14 protein-coding genes are annotated in these 14,589 nt (G+C 64.2%); 11 read left to right on the top strand and 3 right to left on the bottom strand.

All coding sequences use genetic code 11. The features are described from left to right. Positions 1–4 precede the first annotated feature (4 nt). The 3 genes from H5407_RS09550 to H5407_RS09540 all read left to right on the top strand — a co-directional run bounded on the left by H5407_RS09550 (position 5) and on the right by H5407_RS09540 (position 2,251). Positions 5–1,054 carry an NAD(P)-dependent alcohol dehydrogenase gene (locus tag H5407_RS09550; protein ID WP_183104218.1) on the top strand — a complete coding sequence of 350 codons (1,050 nt, stop codon included), beginning with the start codon at positions 5–7 and terminating at the stop codon, positions 1,052–1,054. A 62-nt stretch (positions 1,055–1,116) separates the two neighbouring features. Next, complete coding sequence (locus H5407_RS09545; RefSeq protein WP_255501167.1) at positions 1,117–1,929, top strand: FadR/GntR family transcriptional regulator; 813 nt, start codon at positions 1,117–1,119, stop codon at positions 1,927–1,929. Between the two features lie 91 nt (positions 1,930–2,020). Continuing rightward, entirely contained in the window at positions 2,021–2,251 is a 231-nt protein-coding gene (locus H5407_RS09540; protein WP_183104217.1) for a hypothetical protein, read from the top strand. Here the strand turns inward: H5407_RS09540 and H5407_RS09535 are convergent. Continuing rightward, complete coding sequence (locus tag H5407_RS09535) at positions 2,221–3,363, bottom strand: DUF72 domain-containing protein (protein ID WP_183104216.1); 1,143 nt, start codon at positions 3,361–3,363, stop codon at positions 2,221–2,223. The genes H5407_RS09540 and H5407_RS09535 overlap by 31 nt on opposite strands. 68 nt (positions 3,364–3,431) lie before the next feature. On the opposite strand from H5407_RS09535, the gene tadA reads away from it, so the two are divergent. The 8 genes from tadA to H5407_RS09495 all read left to right on the top strand — a co-directional run bounded on the left by tadA (position 3,432) and on the right by H5407_RS09495 (position 12,781). Continuing rightward, positions 3,432–4,070, top strand: coding sequence for a tRNA adenosine(34) deaminase TadA (tadA, locus tag H5407_RS09530; RefSeq protein ID WP_183104215.1), 639 nt, complete (start codon positions 3,432–3,434; stop codon positions 4,068–4,070). Continuing rightward, positions 4,067–4,975 (top strand): LD-carboxypeptidase, encoded by a 909-nt coding sequence (locus H5407_RS09525; protein ID WP_183104214.1) that lies wholly within the window; start codon positions 4,067–4,069, stop codon positions 4,973–4,975. Before tadA ends, H5407_RS09525 begins: the two co-directional genes overlap by 4 nt. 334 nt (positions 4,976–5,309) lie before the next feature. Next, positions 5,310–8,408: a TonB-dependent receptor gene (locus H5407_RS09520; protein WP_183104213.1), complete on the top strand. Its 3,099-nt coding sequence runs from the start codon at positions 5,310–5,312 to the stop codon at positions 8,406–8,408. 570 nt (positions 8,409–8,978) lie between these two features. Then, the gene (locus H5407_RS09515) at positions 8,979–9,620 is read left to right on the top strand and encodes an ABC transporter substrate-binding protein (RefSeq protein ID WP_183104212.1); all 642 of its coding nucleotides are present in this window, start codon (positions 8,979–8,981) and stop codon (positions 9,618–9,620) included. Positions 9,621–9,721: 101 nt separating this feature from the next. Further along, on the top strand, positions 9,722–10,555 hold the full coding sequence (locus H5407_RS09510; protein ID WP_183104211.1) for a MotA/TolQ/ExbB proton channel family protein: 834 nt from the start codon (positions 9,722–9,724) through the stop codon (positions 10,553–10,555). Positions 10,556–10,579: 24 nt separating this feature from the next. Then, positions 10,580–11,008 carry a biopolymer transporter ExbD gene (locus H5407_RS09505; RefSeq protein ID WP_183104210.1) on the top strand — a complete coding sequence of 143 codons (429 nt, stop codon included), beginning with the start codon at positions 10,580–10,582 and terminating at the stop codon, positions 11,006–11,008. 14 nt (positions 11,009–11,022) lie between these two features. After that, positions 11,023–11,457, top strand: coding sequence for a biopolymer transporter ExbD (locus tag H5407_RS09500; protein WP_183104209.1), 435 nt, complete (start codon positions 11,023–11,025; stop codon positions 11,455–11,457). Between the two features lie 70 nt (positions 11,458–11,527). After that, complete coding sequence (locus tag H5407_RS09495) at positions 11,528–12,781, top strand: hypothetical protein (RefSeq protein WP_183104208.1); 1,254 nt, start codon at positions 11,528–11,530, stop codon at positions 12,779–12,781. A 137-nt stretch (positions 12,782–12,918) separates the two neighbouring features. Here H5407_RS09495 and H5407_RS09490 read toward each other — a convergent pair whose 3' ends face one another. Together H5407_RS09490 and adk are read right to left on the bottom strand one after the other, a co-directional pair. After that, positions 12,919–13,677: a 3-hydroxyacyl-CoA dehydrogenase gene (locus H5407_RS09490; protein WP_183104207.1), complete on the bottom strand. Its 759-nt coding sequence runs from the start codon at positions 13,675–13,677 to the stop codon at positions 12,919–12,921. A 99-nt stretch (positions 13,678–13,776) separates the two neighbouring features. After that, complete coding sequence (adk, locus tag H5407_RS09485; protein WP_183104206.1) at positions 13,777–14,433, bottom strand: adenylate kinase; 657 nt, start codon at positions 14,431–14,433, stop codon at positions 13,777–13,779. Positions 14,434–14,589: the final 156 nt, after the last annotated feature.

Raw genomic sequence — 14,589 nt, 5'->3', positions numbered from 1 at the left:
CCCCATGTATCTGGCCCAAGCCTTTGCGGCGCAGCGTCGTGGCGAAGCGCTGAGCCCCTGGCAGGTCGAGCGCCGGGCCTTGCGCCCCCACGATGTGCTGATCGAGATCGACTTCTGCGGCGTCTGCCACTCCGACCTGCACCAGGCGCGCGGCGAGTGGGGGCGCCAGCTCTTTCCCATGGTCCCGGGGCACGAGATCGTGGGGCGGGTGCTGCGAGCGGGCACGGCCGTGAGCCGCCGCCGGGTGGGTGAGCGGGTGGGCGTGGGCTGTTACGTGGACTCCTGCAGGCGTTGCGAGTCCTGCCTCCAAGGGCTGGAACCCTACTGCGCGCAAGGCATGACGGCGACCTACAACAGCCTGGAACGCGACGGCCTCACGCCCAGCTACGGCGGCTACGCGACGGCCATCGTCGTGGACGAGGCCTTCACTCTGGCCATCCCCGAGGCCCTACCTCCCGACGCGGCAGCGCCGCTGCTGTGCGCGGGCATCACCATGTACTCGCCACTGCGGCACTGGAAGGCGGGGCCGGGCATGCACGTGGCGGTGCTCGGCCTGGGCGGCCTGGGTCATATCGGGGTGAAGATCGCTCGGGCCCTGGGGGCCGAGGTCTCGGTGCTGAGCCATTCGGCGCACAAGGAGCAGGACGCGCTGCGCCTGGGGGCCCACGCCTTCCACTGTGCCTCCGACTTCGCCGCGCAGACGCATCTGCGGGGCGCCTTTGACCTGATCCTCCATACGGTGTCCAGTCGCGTGGACCTGGACGCCCTGGCCGGCCTGCTGCGCCGTGACGGCACGCTGGTCATGCTGGGCATCTCGCCCGAGCCGCAAGGCCTGCGCGCTTTCAGCCTAATCAGCCAGCGCCGCAGCCTCGCCGGGTCCACTCTGGGTGGTATCGCGCAGATACAGGAGATGCTGGATTTCTGTGCGCAGCATGGCATCAGCTGCGACATCGAACGCATCCGCATGCAGGACATCAACGAGGCCTTTGAACGCCTGCAGCGCGGAGATGTGCGCTATCGCTTTGTGATCGACATGGCTTCGCTGCGCGCCTGAGCCGGAGCCCTCGCCACAGGGCCAGGGGCAGGGGCAGGGGCAGGGATTGCCGGAGGAGTCACATGAAGATGCAAGCTGCCCATCCGTCCCAGCGAGTGCTCAAGCGCGGTGATCTGGTCGTGGAGCAAATCAAGCGCTGGATCACCGAGCGCAATCTGCGTCCCGGCGCCCGCCTGCCCAAGGAGCAGGAGCTTCAGGCGCATTTCGGGGTCAGCCGGGGCACCATGCGTGAAGCGCTCAAGGCCCTGGAGGTCCAGGGCCTGATCAGCCTGTCCACCGGCCCCGGCGGTGGGGCGACCATCGAGGCGGTCTCGCTGGATCGTACCTTTCAGTTCCTGCAGAACTACCTGTTCTTCCAGGACATCGACGTCCATGACATCTACGCTGTCCGGCGCATCCTGGAGCCCGCGCTGGCCGCGGCGGCCGTGCCGCATCTGGGCGAGGAACATTTCGTGGCCCTGGAACGATGCATCGCCTGTTGCGAACCCATGGCCGGCACAGCCGAGGCCCTGCGCCAGCGCACCGAGGACCTGCACTTCCACGACATCCTCGCGGAGGCCTGCCCCAATGCTTTCCTGCGCTTCCACTGTCGCCTGATCAATGCCCTGCTGCAGACCCTGGTCGTGGGCTCGGTTCATGTGTCGGAGGCTGCCTACCAGGCCTTGGGCAAGGCAGCCGTCGTGCATCACCGCAGAATCCTGGCCGCCGCCCGCAGGCAGGATGCCACCCGTGTGGCGCGCCTGATGCTCGCCCACATCGCGGATACCGAGCAGCACCTCGAGGCCGTACAGGCCGAGCTGCGCAGCAAGCTGCTGCTGGACTCCGAGATGAAGCTGCGTCCCGCCATGGCACCGCTGGTGCCGCCCCTGCCCTGATCTCGCGAATGCAACTGCCCGGCGCCGCTGCGGGGGCCGCGCGTGCGAAGATGCCCGTGCCGTCCCTCGTCACCGTTCCCGGGAGTCATCCATGCGTGCTGCCCTTGGCCTTGTTGGCCTGCTTCTTGTGCTGGGCATCGTCCTGTTCAATGCGCGGCAATCAGCCCGGCAGTTGCAGGCGGCATCGCCGGCGGCGGCTGGCGAAGCGGCGAGTGCGCCCGAGGCTGCCAGCCCCAGGGCGCGGACCGAGGCTGTGCGCGAGCAGGTCCAGGGCCTGATGGACCAAGCCGCTCAGCGCGCCTCGGAGGCTGCAGCGCCCTGAGCAGCGGGCCCTGGGCTGGACACGATGGCCTCAGCCAGGGCCTGCGCCGAGAGGGGGGCGCATCCCTCAGCGTGATTGCTGATGCCGATGTAAACGGGCAGCCCCGCCTTTGCGGTCGCGCGGGCCACCCTGGCCAGCACGGAGCGCGTGGTGGGATCCGGGTCCAGCAGCTGGGAGTAGTCGCCATAGCGCTTCTCGGCTTCCTCATAGCCGAAGGGGCCATGGTCGCGATGCAGGTTCCAGCGGCACACCAGGGGGGAGGGCCACAGGCGGCGCAGGATCCACAGCTGCTCCTCGATCGGCGGGAGCTTGGGATGCAAGCCCAGGCAATACCTGACCCCATGGCGCCTGAGGATCTCGACGAAGTCCGGGCTCAGCCACTGGGCGTCGCGAACCTCGATGGCGTATTGCCCGTCTGGGCTGTCGGGCTGCAGCGAGGGCAGGGCAGTCAGCAGGGCGTCCAGCCTTGCAAGGCAGTCGCCCATGCGGGACAGCCACTGCGGCGGCAGCGGGCTCAGCTGGAAGACCAGCGCCCCCAGGCGGCGCCCCAGGCCCTCCATGGCCGGTTGCACGAATTCCTGCAGCGCCAGCCGTGGGTCGAGGAAGGCGGGATTGAGCTGGCGGCCGCGCCCCTCCTCGTCTCGGACTTGGGCGTCGCAGACCAGGGCGGGGCCCTTCACGATGAAGCGGAAGTCCTCATCGACCTGCTGTGCCAACTGCGCGTACTGGCTGGCGCTGAGCGAGCGGTAGAAGCTGCGATCGACACAGACGCATCGCAGCAGCGGATGCCTGCTGTAGGCCTGCAGCCCGCGTCGGGCCAACTGCGATTCGGAATACGGGCGGTCCCAGACCAGGCCGGCCCAGCCGGGATAGCTCCAGGTCGAGCCCCCCAGTCGGACCTGGGGCGGCAGGGCCTGGGCCAACGCGGTCACCGAGGGGGCCTGCAGGGCCGGCATCACGCCGCGACGACCTGAGGTGGGCGCCGCCGGCATGGATTGCATCGACTGGACAGGCGCTGCGGATGCGCCCGCCACGGCCTGGGGCCTTGAGCCGGCCTTGCGTTCCCGGGCCGGCAGTTCGGGCGGGTCCTCCCGGAATAGACTTTCCTGCATGGCGCCAGCATAAGGGCTGGGCAGTCGCCCTGGGCTCCAGGGGGGCGCTTGCTACACTGGCGTGCTCCATGACCGATTCATTGCCCGTCCCGACGTCTCCTGCCTTCGCCGATGTCGGCCAGGTGGCGGTGCCCAGTTCGCCCGCTGACGAATACGCCATGCGCCTGGCCCTTGATCAGGCGCACAACGCCTGGTTGGTCGGCGAGGTGCCGGTGGGCGCGGTGTTGATGCGCCAGGGCCAGGTCATCGCCACGGGCTACAACCGGCCCATCACCACCCACGACCCCACCGCCCATGCCGAGATCGTGGCCCTGCGCCATGCGGCGCAGCTGCTGGGAAACTACCGGCTGCCGGAGTGCGAGCTCTTCGTCACGCTGGAGCCCTGCGCGATGTGCGCGATGGCCATGATGCATGCGCGGCTCAAGCGTGTGGTCTTCGCAGCCACCGACCCCAAGACCGGTGTGGCCGGCTCCGTGCTGAATCTGTTTGGTGAGCGTCAGCTGAACCACCACACCTGCATCCAGGGCGGTGTGCTGGCCGAACCCGCCGCCCAGCTTCTTCGGCAGTTCTTTGCCGAGCGGCGCGAGGCCGCCCGTCAGCGTCGCGAACTTCGCCGAGCCGCGACGGCGACCACGGACGAACCGAGCATCCCAGTAGGCGACGCCAGCCCACTGGATTTTTCACCCAAGGATTTCCCTAGCCTATGAGCCGCAGCCTGACCCTCTACACCCCCGCCGGCGTCCTGCCCCAGGCCCAACCCCTGCGGCGTGCCGCCAAGCGCCTGGGCGCTCTGGGCTTCGAGGTCAGCATCGACGAGGCCGCATTGGCGCGCCACCAGCGCTTTGCAGGTGACGACGACACCCGTCTGGCCGCCCTGCATCGCGTCGCGAAATCCGCACCCTCGGTGGCCATGGCCACGCGGGGCGGCTATGGGATGACACGGCTGCTGGACCGCATCGACTGGCAGCTGCTGGCGCGCAGCGTGGAGCAGGGCACACGCTGGGTGGGCTTGAGCGACCTCACCAGCCTTCAACTGGGCTTGCTGAAGCATGCCAAGGCCGTCACCTGGGCCGGGCCCATGGCCTGCGAGGACTTCGGCCGGACGGAAGAGGAGGGCGGTGTCGATGACGTCACCCAGGACTGCTTCCTGGAGGCCATGCATGGCGAGCTGGAGGCCATCGGCTTCCGTACGGAGGTCGGCTTTGACGGTCTGGAGGCCCGCGGCACGCTGTGGGGCGGCAATCTGAGCATTGTCAATTCGTTGCTGGGCACGCCGCATTTCCCCAAGGTCAAGGGCGGCATCCTCTTCCTGGAAGACATCAACGAACACCCCTACCGCGTCGAACGCAGCCTCCTGCAGTTGCTCCAGGCCGGGGTACTGGATGATCAGAAGGCCATCATCCTGGGTGATTTCGGGGGGTGGAAGAAATCACCGCTGGACCGGGGCTACACGCTCAAGTCTGCCGTGGAGGCCCTGCGGGCACGCACCCGCACGCCTATCCTGACAGGACTGCCCTTTGGCCATGTCCGGACCAAGGTCTGTCTGCCGGTGGGTCATCGGGTGGATCTGGTCGTGCAGGGGCGCGATGTGATCGCTGCCTGGGGGCACTGAGGCCAAGCCGGGAAAGACGCGCGCAACAGTTCGCAACGGGCCGCCTTTCGAGGCGGCTTTTTTGCATCTGGGGGGGCTGCAAGCCCGCCCTTCTTGTCATTCTCTAGTCAAAAGTAACAGGCTGTCGTTCTGGAATTTCTCTTCAAGTCAAGGGCGCTGACCCGAGTTTTAGCGGGAGTCGTTGCTGCGAAGCTTCGGGGGATGCCCCGCATACAGGTTGGAGCAACCCTTCTTGACAATCGCTCCGCTAGCGCCCTGAGCGTGAGTTTTGGCATCGGGCAAAAGCCATATGCCGTTACCCGTTTCAATTCATCGATTGAAGGAGAGATTTCCAATGACGAACAAACAGTACCGTTCCGTGGGGCGCCTGAGCCTCATGGCTCTGGCCGTCGGCATGGCCCTGGGCTCGGGGCAAGTTCACGCCCAATCGAACGCTAGCGGCCAAGTCTATGGCGAGCTGAGCCAGTTCCAGGGCGCCACCGTGCTGCTCGAAAACCTCGCCACGGGTGCTAAGCGTACTCTGGTGCCGGGTGCTGACGGCCGCGTCGTCGCCACCAACCTGCCCGTCGGTTCCTACCGCGCCACCCTGATCCAGGGCGGCAAGACGGTGTCCGTGCTGGACAACGTCGAGGTCCGTATCGGTCAAGGTACGGCTCTGGCCTTCGGTACCCGCATGGAGACCGTGACCGTGACCGGCAGCCGCAAGGTGGTTGACACCTCGACCGCCGACGTCGGTACCAGCTTCAATGCCCAGCAGCTGGCTGCCCTGCCCGTTGCTCGCAACCTGAACTCCATCATCCTGCTGGCTCCCGGCACCACGGAAGCCGACTCGCGTTACTCTGGTGGTATCAGCATCGGCGGCGGCGCTCCGTCCGAGAACGCCTTCTATATCAACGGCTTCCCCGCAACCAACCCGCTGACCCAGCTGGGCAGCGCGGAATTGCCCTTCGGTGCCATCGCTGACGCCCAGGTGCTGTCCGGTGGTTTCGGTGCCCAGTACGGCCGTTCCATCGGTGGCGTGATGAACATCATCACCAAGTCCGGCACGAACAACTGGGAAGGTGGCATGACCTATTCGGTGATGCCCAATTCCTTCCGCAACAGCACCATCGATCTGCATTACGCCACCACTGGCGCTGTTCCCAACTTTGACAACCAGCTGCGCCTGCGTCGCTCGGGCAACACCCGTACGGAATACAACTACGGCGCCTATGTCGGCGGTCCCATCATCAAGGACCGGCTGTTCATGTTTGCCGCCGTGGAAAAGCGCGAGATCCGCACGGAAACCGTCAATGTGACCGCCCAGGCCAGCCAGGCTACCGCCAACCTGATCGGTTTCACCAAGAACCAGAACAACACCCTGCGCGCCCTGGGCAAGCTGGACTTCAACATCACGGACGAGCACCGTGTTGACCTGACGCTGATCCGCGACAAGCCCGAGATCACCACCGATTTCTACGGCTACAACTACACCACCGGCGCAGTGGGCACGAACCGCAACTTCCAGGCTGTCTACAACAACGTGGACAACCAGACGGCTCAAGGCGCTGACATCGGCGTGCTGCGCTACACGGGTGAGCTGACCAGCGACTTGTCACTGGTGGCCCTGGTCGGCAAGAGCAAGACCAAGCACACCAATGTGTTCAATGGTCCCGGCACCGACATCAAGGGCGTTGTCTTCAACCCCAATGCCGCTGGAGCAACGCCGCCCGGCATGACCATCCCTACGCTGAACCCGATTGGCAATGCGCAGGTGCTGAGCCCGCATTCCGAGGACACGGTCAAGAGCTTCCGTCTGGATTTGGAGTACCGTTGGGGCAAGCACACCATCAAGGCCGGTGTGGACAACAACAAGCTGTCCTCTGCCAACGCTGGCGTGACCCTGGCCGGTGGTTCGACCATCCGCTACATCAAGACCTCGGCCGCCAACGCAGCCAACACGGCCTTCCAACCCCTGGGTGGTTCGTCTGACAAGGTCTGGCTGGCTGATCCTTCCCACGGTCCCCTGGCTGCTCAAGGCTTCTACGGCCGCGAGGAGATCTTCACCACTGTGACCGATGCCTACTCCAACCAGTCGGCCCAGTACATCGAAGACACCTACCAATTCAGCAAGGGCCTGTCGGCCACGCTGGGTCTGCGTCGCGAGTCCTATGAGAACCTGAACGGCGATAAGGAAAAGTTCCTGGAAATGAAGAACCAGACGAATCCTCGTCTGTCCATCGTCTGGGATCCGATCGGTGACGCTTCGACCAAGATCTACGGTAGCGCCGGCCGCTATTCGATCCAGATCCCGACGCACATCGCCGTCCGTGGCGCCAGCCGCTCGACCTTCACCCGTGAGCTGTTCACGTACACCGGTGTGGATGCCAATGGCATGCCCACCGGCCGTATCAACATCGCGCGCCCCTACTCGGCCAACAACGAGTACGGTCAGGCGAAGGACAGCAAGGTGGTGTCGGCCATCAACATGAAGCCCTCCTACCAGGATGAACTGACCCTGGGCTTCGAAAAGGCCCTGGCCACCGACTACCGCGGCAGCGTGAAGTTCACCCATCGCTCCCTGAAGAGCACCATCGACGACACCTGCGACGCGGTTCCGTTCGAACGGTGGGCGGAGCAGAACAAGGTGGATGTGTCTGACTGGGATGGTTTCGGCTGCGCCAGCTTCAACCCGGGCGCCACCAACACCTTCCTGGTTGACTTCAAGAGCGCCAATCCTGCCAAGGCGCGCAAGGAGTACACCACTGTCACCCTGACCGCCGCTGACTTCAATCTGGACAAGCCCAAGCGCACCTACACTGCCTTGGACTTCACCCTGGAGCACCCCTTCCGCAATGGCTGGTATGGTCGTGTGACCTACACGCTGTCCAAGAACAAGGGCAACACCGAAGGTCAGACCCTGTCTGATGTGGCGCAGACCGATGTGGCCGCAACCCAGACCTGGGACCACTGGGAGCTGATGAAGCTGGCTGATGGCTACCTGCCCGGCGATCGTCGCCACATGCTGCGTGCCAATGGTTTCATGCAGCTGGGCTCGCAGTGGGAGGTGGGCGGTACCGTGTCCATCCAGTCGGGCCGTCCGATCAACTGCCTGGGCTACTATGCTGAAGGCGGCATCACCCCGATCGATCCGGTCGGCTACGGTTCTTCGTACCACTATTGCGATGGCAAGCCCGCTCCGCGTGGCACGGCTGGCCGCACCCCCTGGACCCAGCGTCTGGACGTGCGAGTCACCCACAAGCCGAAGTGGGCTGAAGGCCTGGAGCTGTCCATGGACATCTTCAACGTGACCAACCAGCAAGTGGTGCAGAACGTCATCGAGACCTACAACGGTGCCGATGCGAAGACGAAGAGCCCCGACTACGGTCGTCCAATCAGCACGACCACTCCGCGTCGCTTCCAGTTCACTGCGACCTACAACAAGAAGTTCTGATCAACTTCTAAGCTCACAGGGCGGCCCGAAAGGGCCGTGCTTGAGTCGGCCCCCTGCTTGCCAGGGGGTTTTTTTTTGCCTGGGCGATCAGCGGCGCTGTCATGCCGCCATTCCCCTCTTGCGGCTGTAAGTTTTCCGTCGATGTTGCAACGAACTGCTACGTTTTTGCGCTCCACGACCCCTTGGTTTAGCCGTTCGGCGTGAAGACCAGTAAAATACCAATCGCACTTGACAGGTAAGGAAACGTTGGAATCCGCCTAGCAGTGCACAGGCGCTTGCAAGCTCCGGGTAAGCCCGAACCAGTCTAGAGAGGGCTCTCGCGTATCATTTCGCCTCTTTCGCATGTCCGCGGCGCACTTTGCGCGCGTGTGCCGGGAGTTGCGGTAACCAGCTTGAGGCCTGGCCTGGGCTGCTTGCTGATACATTGCCGGTCCTGCGTTGAGTGCGGCAGCAGGTGCTTTGGAGACTGGGTGTCTGCTGTTGGAGTGGGGGTCCGAAGGGACTTTCCCGTGTGGCGCCGCTGAGCGGCGCGTGTTGCAGAGTGTTACGAAGTCTTTTGAAGGAGCGCGCATGAACTTTGCGCAGGAGAACAACAGTTCGTCTCGGCTGACGGGCTTCGGTGTCGTGGTGTTGATCCACGTGCTGATGGCCTATGCCCTGGCGAGCGGGTTGGCGAAGAAGGTGGTCCAGGCCATCGCGCCGATCGAGACCAAGGTCATTGAAGAGGTGAAGAAGCCGCCGCCTCCGGTCGAGAAGGTGGTTCCGCCGCCTCCTGACATGAAGGCTCCGCCGCCCCCGTTCATCCCGCCTCCTGAAGTCCAGGTGACGGCTCCGGCTCCGGCCCCGACGATCTCGACCCAGTCGCAGACGCCGCCGCCCAAGGCCGACGTGCATCCGGCCCCGCCGCCCGCACCGGTCGCCGCCCCGGCTCCTGCGCCTCGCGTGGGTCCCAAGACCGCAGCCATGGTCTGCACCAAGATGGGCAAGCCGGAAGTGCCGTCCGTCAACTGGTCCGGCCGTGCCGAGTTCAAGGCCACGGCGACCGTGAAGGCCGGCCGCGTGGTCAGCGTCGAACTGGCTGTGATCCGTGGCGCCAGCGACCGCAAGGCTCAGCGCGCCATGCAGAACGCCATCTCCCAGGCACTGGCAGACACCTACGAGTGCCCCGGCGATCACGTGTTCGAACAGGACTTCGTGTTCAACATCGAATGATGAATTCGGGCCGCGCGCCCGATTCTCGACACAAGAGGGGCTGGCACCTGGCCCCGATTTCTCAACTGAACATCAGTTTTCTTTGCGTAGGAGTTGACTCCATGATCTCTCGTATCTCCGCCATGATCGCGGCAATCGCAGTTGCTGCGACCCTGGCCGTGTCGCCGATGGTTGCCCGCGCCCAGGACCAGAAGCCTGCCGAGCAAACCGCAGCTCCTGCTGAAGCCGCCGCTCCCGCTCCTGCCGCCGCTCCCGTGACTGAGAAGTCCACCGAGAACCCCTACAGCCTGGGCAACATCGTCGCCCACGGCAACGTGGTGGATCAGATGGTTCTGGCCATCCTGGCCGTGATGTCCATGGGCTCCTGGTACATCCTGTTCACCAAGCTGTGGGACACCACCAAGCTGGCCAAGGAAGCCAAGGAAGCTCGTGCCACCTTCTTCAAGAAGGCCAGCCTGCAAGACGGCATCAAGACCCTGAGCGAGACCGGCGCCATGCGCTACATCGCCCAGAGCGCCGTGGAAGCCTCTGATCACCACGAAGGTGCCCTGACCGAGAACATCGATCACAACACCTGGGTGACCATGAACGTCGATCGCGCTGTTGGCGAAGTCAACACCCGTCTGCAAGGCGGCCTGGGCTTCCTGGCCACCGTGGGCTCGACCTCTCCCTTCATCGGCCTGTTCGGTACCGTGTGGGGCATTCTGCAGGCCCTGACCCAGATCGGCGTGGCTGGCCAGGCTTCGATCGACAAGGTCGCCGGCCCCGTGGGCGCCGCACTGATCATGACCGCCATCGGTCTGGCCGTCGCTGTGCCTGCCGTGCTGGGCTACAACTGGCTGGTGAACCGCAACAAGGCCGTGATGTCCCAAGTGCGTGCCTTTGCCGCCGACCTGCATGGCGTCCTGATGGGCAGCCGTCAAGTCAAGCGCTAATCCAATTCATCCCGGAGTTCCATCATGGGAATGAACGTCGGATCCTCTTCCGGCGATGATGAAGTGGTCTCGACCATCAACACCACGCCCCTCGTGGACGTGATGTTGGTGCTCTTGATCATCTTTTTGATCACCGTTCCGGTGGTGACGCAGTCGGTCAATCTTTCCTTGCCCAAGGAAACGAACCTGGTCCGCGTCACCAAGCCGGAGAACATCGAAATTGCGGTCACCAAAGATGGCGACATCTACTGGGCGACCGCCAACGTGCCCGACACGGACGCGCTGTTCGAACGCCTGAAGAAGGTGGCCGTGCTGAATCCTCAGCCTGAGGTGCACATTCGTGGCGATGAAAAAGCGCGCTACGAGTCCGTCGGCAAGGTGATTTACACCTGCCAGCGTGCCGGCATCCTGAAGATCAGCTTCATCACCGAGCCGCCTGCGCGCGGTGGTTGAGGCAGGAGCACAGCATGGGAATGAATGTTGGTAGTTCGTCCAGTGGGGACGAAGCCGATGTGATGATGGATGTCAACACCACGCCTCTGATTGACGTGATGTTGGTGCTGCTGGTGATGCTGATCATCACCATCCCCATCCAGTTGCACTCGGTGAACATGAACATGCCGAACGGTGCGCCGCCGCCGGCCGTGGTCAAGGACCCGGTGGTGGTCGAGATCTTCATCGATTTCGACGGCACGGTGCTCTGGAACAACGAGCAGGTCGATAAAAACCAATTGGAGGCTCGCCTGATCGAAGCCGCCAAGCCCGGTCCCGATCAGCCCGAAGTTCACATCAAGCCGAACAAGCTGGTGGACTATGGCCGCGTGGCCATGGTGCTGGCAGCCGCTCAACGCCTCGGTGTGACCAAGATGGGCATCGTTGGCAACGAGCAGTTCGTCAAGTAAAACTTGCGTAGACTTCATGGACGCGCTGTCCGCAAGGGCCGCGCGTCTTTTCACGTCAGGAGATGAAACAATGAAAATCAAGGCACTGGCCACGGCCGCCGTCGGCGCCATGGCACTGGTTCTGGGTGCCGGCCCCCAGGGAGAGATCGGTTTCTCGCAAGCGAGCGCGCAGGCCGAGGGTGTTCGTCCTGAGATCGGCAAGCACCTGAAGGATGCCGGTGCGCTGATCAAGGCCGGCAAGTACAAGGAAGCGCTGGCCAAGGTGAAGGATGCCGAAGGCGTGTCCGGCCGCACGGCCAGCGAAAACTACCAGCTGGAGTACATGCGCGTGGCCGCCGCGTCGGGCGCGTCGGACACGGATTCCATGGTCAAGGGCTTTGAAGCCCTGAAGGCCAGCGGAAAGCTGGGCGCACAGGATCAGCTGCGCATGATCGAATCGATTGCCGGCACCTACCTGCGCAATCGGGACCACGCCAAAGCCTTGACCTGGGCCCAGCGCTACTTCAAGGAAGGCGGCAATAGCGCCACCATGAAGGAAGTGCTGTCGCAAGCGCAGTACCTGTCCGGTGATATGGCCTCCATCATCAAGGAGACCAGCGAGGAAGTCGCCGCCGACGAAAAGGCCGGTCGCACGCCCTCGCAGAACAAGCTGAACCTGCTGCTGAACGCCGCCATGAAGGCCAAGGACAGCAATACCGAAGCTTCGGCGCTGGAAAAGCTGCTGACTTACTACCCCCGCAAGGAGTTGTGGGCCGATGTTCTGAGCCGCGTGCAGCAGAAGCCCAGTTTCTCAGACCGCTTCTCGCTGGACATCTATCGCCTGAAGCTGGCCACGGGCAACTTCAAGGACGCCAATGACTACATGGAGTCCGCGCAGCTGGCGGTGCAGGCGGGCTTCCCTGACGAAGGCAAGCAGATCGTCGATAAGGGCTTCGCCTCCGGCGCGCTGGGGCAGGGCAATGACGGCGCTCGTCACAAGCGCCTGCAGGACCTGATCGTCAAGAAGGTGGCCGAGGCCAAGGCAGCCGCCGCGACGGCCGAAAAGGATGCGCAGGAGGCCAAGGACGGCAACGCCCTGGTCAACGTGGGCCTGGCCTATGCCTTCCGCGGCGAAGCCGCCAAGGGAGCCAAGCTGATTGAGCAGGGCATCGCCAAGGGTGGCCTGAAGCGCCCCGAGGACGCCAAGCTGTACCAAGGCCTGGCCTACTTCCAGGGCGGCGACACGACCAAGGCGCAAGCCGCTTGGCGTTCGGTGAAGGGCACGGACGGCGTGCAAGACATGGCTCGCCTGTGGAGCGTCTACGCCCGCAGCGCCAAGCGCTGATCCCCGGAAGTCTTCTTCCCAAGAAAAGCGGCCTCTCGAGGCCGCTTTTTTTAATGCCTGCGCTGACCAGAGCGTGGGGCAGGTCACTGCCTCAGGCTGCCAGCCAGCGCGACTGGCGCCGCCAGCAGCGTTAAGGCTCAGCGCGGAGCCAGTCGGATGGCGCCGTCCAGGCGGATCACCTCACCGTTGAGCATGTCGTTGGTGATGATCTGGTGCACGAGCTTGGCATAGTCATCAGGCCGGCCCAGGCGCGAAGGGAAGGGCACGCTGGCGGCCAGCGCATCCTGCACCTCCTGCGGCATGCCGAAGAGCATGGGCGTGCCGAAGATGCCGGGGGCGATGGTCATGTTGCGGATGCCGTTGCGGGCCAGGTCGCGGGCGATGGGCAGGGTCATGCCGACCACGCCGCCCTTGGAAGCCGCATAGGCGGCCTGGCCGATCTGACCGTCGTAGGCCGCCACGGACGCGGTGGAGATCATCACTCCGCGCTCGCCGGTGGCTTCGGGCTCGTTCTTGCACATGGCTTCCGAAGCCAGGCGGATCATGTTGAAGCTGCCAACCAGGTTCACGTTGATGACCTTCTGGAAGAGCGACAGGGCATGGGCGCCGTCCTTGCCGACCGTCTTGGCGGCGGGGGCGATGCCGGCGCAGTTCACCAGACCCATCAGCTTGCCCAGGCTCAGGGCCTTGGCAACGATGGCCTGCGCATCGGCTTCCTGGCTGACGTCCGCCTTCACAAAGGCGCCACCCAGTTCGGCTGCCAGGGCTTCGCCCTTTTCGACGTTCAGGTCAGCAATCACGACCTTGCCACCTTCACGTGCCAGCATGCGGGCCGTGCCTTCGCCCAGGCCGGAAGCGCCACCGGTGACGATGAAAACCTTGTTTGCGATGTCCATGCTTGTTGTCTCCTGAACAACTGACGTTAACGTAAACGTCAATTCTCCCGAAAAGAAAAGCCGCTGAACAGCGGCTTGAGGAGATTTTTGTGAGCGGGCTCAGGCCGACAGTGCGGCCATGGCACGGGCGGTGATCTCGTCCACCGTGCCCATGCCCTCGATGCGGCGATACTTCGGGGCCTGGGCGTCGCCCTGCGCGGCCCAACTGGAGTAATAGTCCACCAGGGGGCGGGTCTGGGCCGAGTAGACCTCAAGGCGCTTCTTGACGGTCTCTTCCTTGTCGTCGTCGCGCTGGATCAGCTCCTCACCGGTAGTGTCGTCCTTGCCGTCAACCTTGGGCGGGTTGAACTTGACGTGGTAAGTGCGTCCGGAGGCCACATGCACGCGGCGGCCGCTCATGCGCTCGATGATGGCCTCGAAAGGCACATCGATCTCCAGCACGTAGTCCAGCTTCACACCGGCGGCCTTCATGGCGTCGGCCTGGGGGATGGTGCGGGGGAAACCGTCGAAGAGGAAGCCCTTGGCGCAATCCGGCTGGGCGATGCGTTCCTTGACGAGGCCGATGATGATGTCGTCGCTGACCAGGCCGCCAGCGTCCATGACCTTCTTGGCGGCCAGGCCCATCTCGGTTCCGGCCTTGATGGCGGCGCGCAGCATGTCTCCGGTGGAGATCTGCGGAATGCCGAATTTCTGGCAAATGAAGGCGGCTTGGGTGCCTTTGCCAGCGCCGGGGGCGCCGAGAAGAATCAGTCGCATGGGGGTCCTCAATACTCAAGGGGGCGCACCTGCCCGGTGCTCCGACAAACTGCCGGGGAGAATATCACGCGCCAGCCTTCGCCCGGCTGACGTGATCCGGGCGGATCATGCGGTGTAACCCGAGGTTTCCGGCAAGCCTGGCTTGCGATTTGACGG

This window comes from Mitsuaria sp. WAJ17, assembly GCF_014174515.1.
GTDB lineage: Bacteria > Pseudomonadota > Gammaproteobacteria > Burkholderiales > Burkholderiaceae_C > Roseateles_B.
Note: the sequence above shows the minus strand (reverse complement) of the source record. Positions and strands in the feature narration are given on the sequence as shown.

Excerpts from the sequence above, each read along its gene's own strand:
- H5407_RS09545 (WP_255501167.1), top strand. The coding sequence starts at position 1,117 with ATGAAGATGCAAGCTGCCCATCCGTCCCAGCGAGTGCTCAAGCGCGGT.
- H5407_RS09520 (WP_183104213.1), top strand. The coding sequence starts at position 5,310 with ATGACGAACAAACAGTACCGTTCCGTGGGGCGCCTGAGCCTCATGGCT.
- H5407_RS09550 (WP_183104218.1), top strand. The coding sequence starts at position 5 with ATGTATCTGGCCCAAGCCTTTGCGGCGCAGCGTCGTGGCGAAGCGCTG.
- adk (WP_183104206.1), bottom strand. The coding sequence starts at position 14,433 with ATGCGACTGATTCTTCTCGGCGCCCCCGGCGCTGGCAAAGGCACCCAA.
- H5407_RS09505 (WP_183104210.1), top strand. The coding sequence starts at position 10,580 with ATGGGAATGAACGTCGGATCCTCTTCCGGCGATGATGAAGTGGTCTCG.
- H5407_RS09495 (WP_183104208.1), top strand. The coding sequence starts at position 11,528 with ATGAAAATCAAGGCACTGGCCACGGCCGCCGTCGGCGCCATGGCACTG.
- H5407_RS09515 (WP_183104212.1), top strand. The coding sequence starts at position 8,979 with ATGAACTTTGCGCAGGAGAACAACAGTTCGTCTCGGCTGACGGGCTTC.
- H5407_RS09525 (WP_183104214.1), top strand. The coding sequence starts at position 4,067 with ATGAGCCGCAGCCTGACCCTCTACACCCCCGCCGGCGTCCTGCCCCAG.
- H5407_RS09540 (WP_183104217.1), top strand. The coding sequence starts at position 2,021 with ATGCGTGCTGCCCTTGGCCTTGTTGGCCTGCTTCTTGTGCTGGGCATC.
- H5407_RS09510 (WP_183104211.1), top strand. The coding sequence starts at position 9,722 with ATGATCTCTCGTATCTCCGCCATGATCGCGGCAATCGCAGTTGCTGCG.
- H5407_RS09535 (WP_183104216.1), bottom strand. The coding sequence starts at position 3,363 with ATGCAGGAAAGTCTATTCCGGGAGGACCCGCCCGAACTGCCGGCCCGG.
- H5407_RS09500 (WP_183104209.1), top strand. The coding sequence starts at position 11,023 with ATGGGAATGAATGTTGGTAGTTCGTCCAGTGGGGACGAAGCCGATGTG.
- H5407_RS09490 (WP_183104207.1), bottom strand. The coding sequence starts at position 13,677 with ATGGACATCGCAAACAAGGTTTTCATCGTCACCGGTGGCGCTTCCGGC.
- tadA (WP_183104215.1), top strand. The coding sequence starts at position 3,432 with ATGACCGATTCATTGCCCGTCCCGACGTCTCCTGCCTTCGCCGATGTC.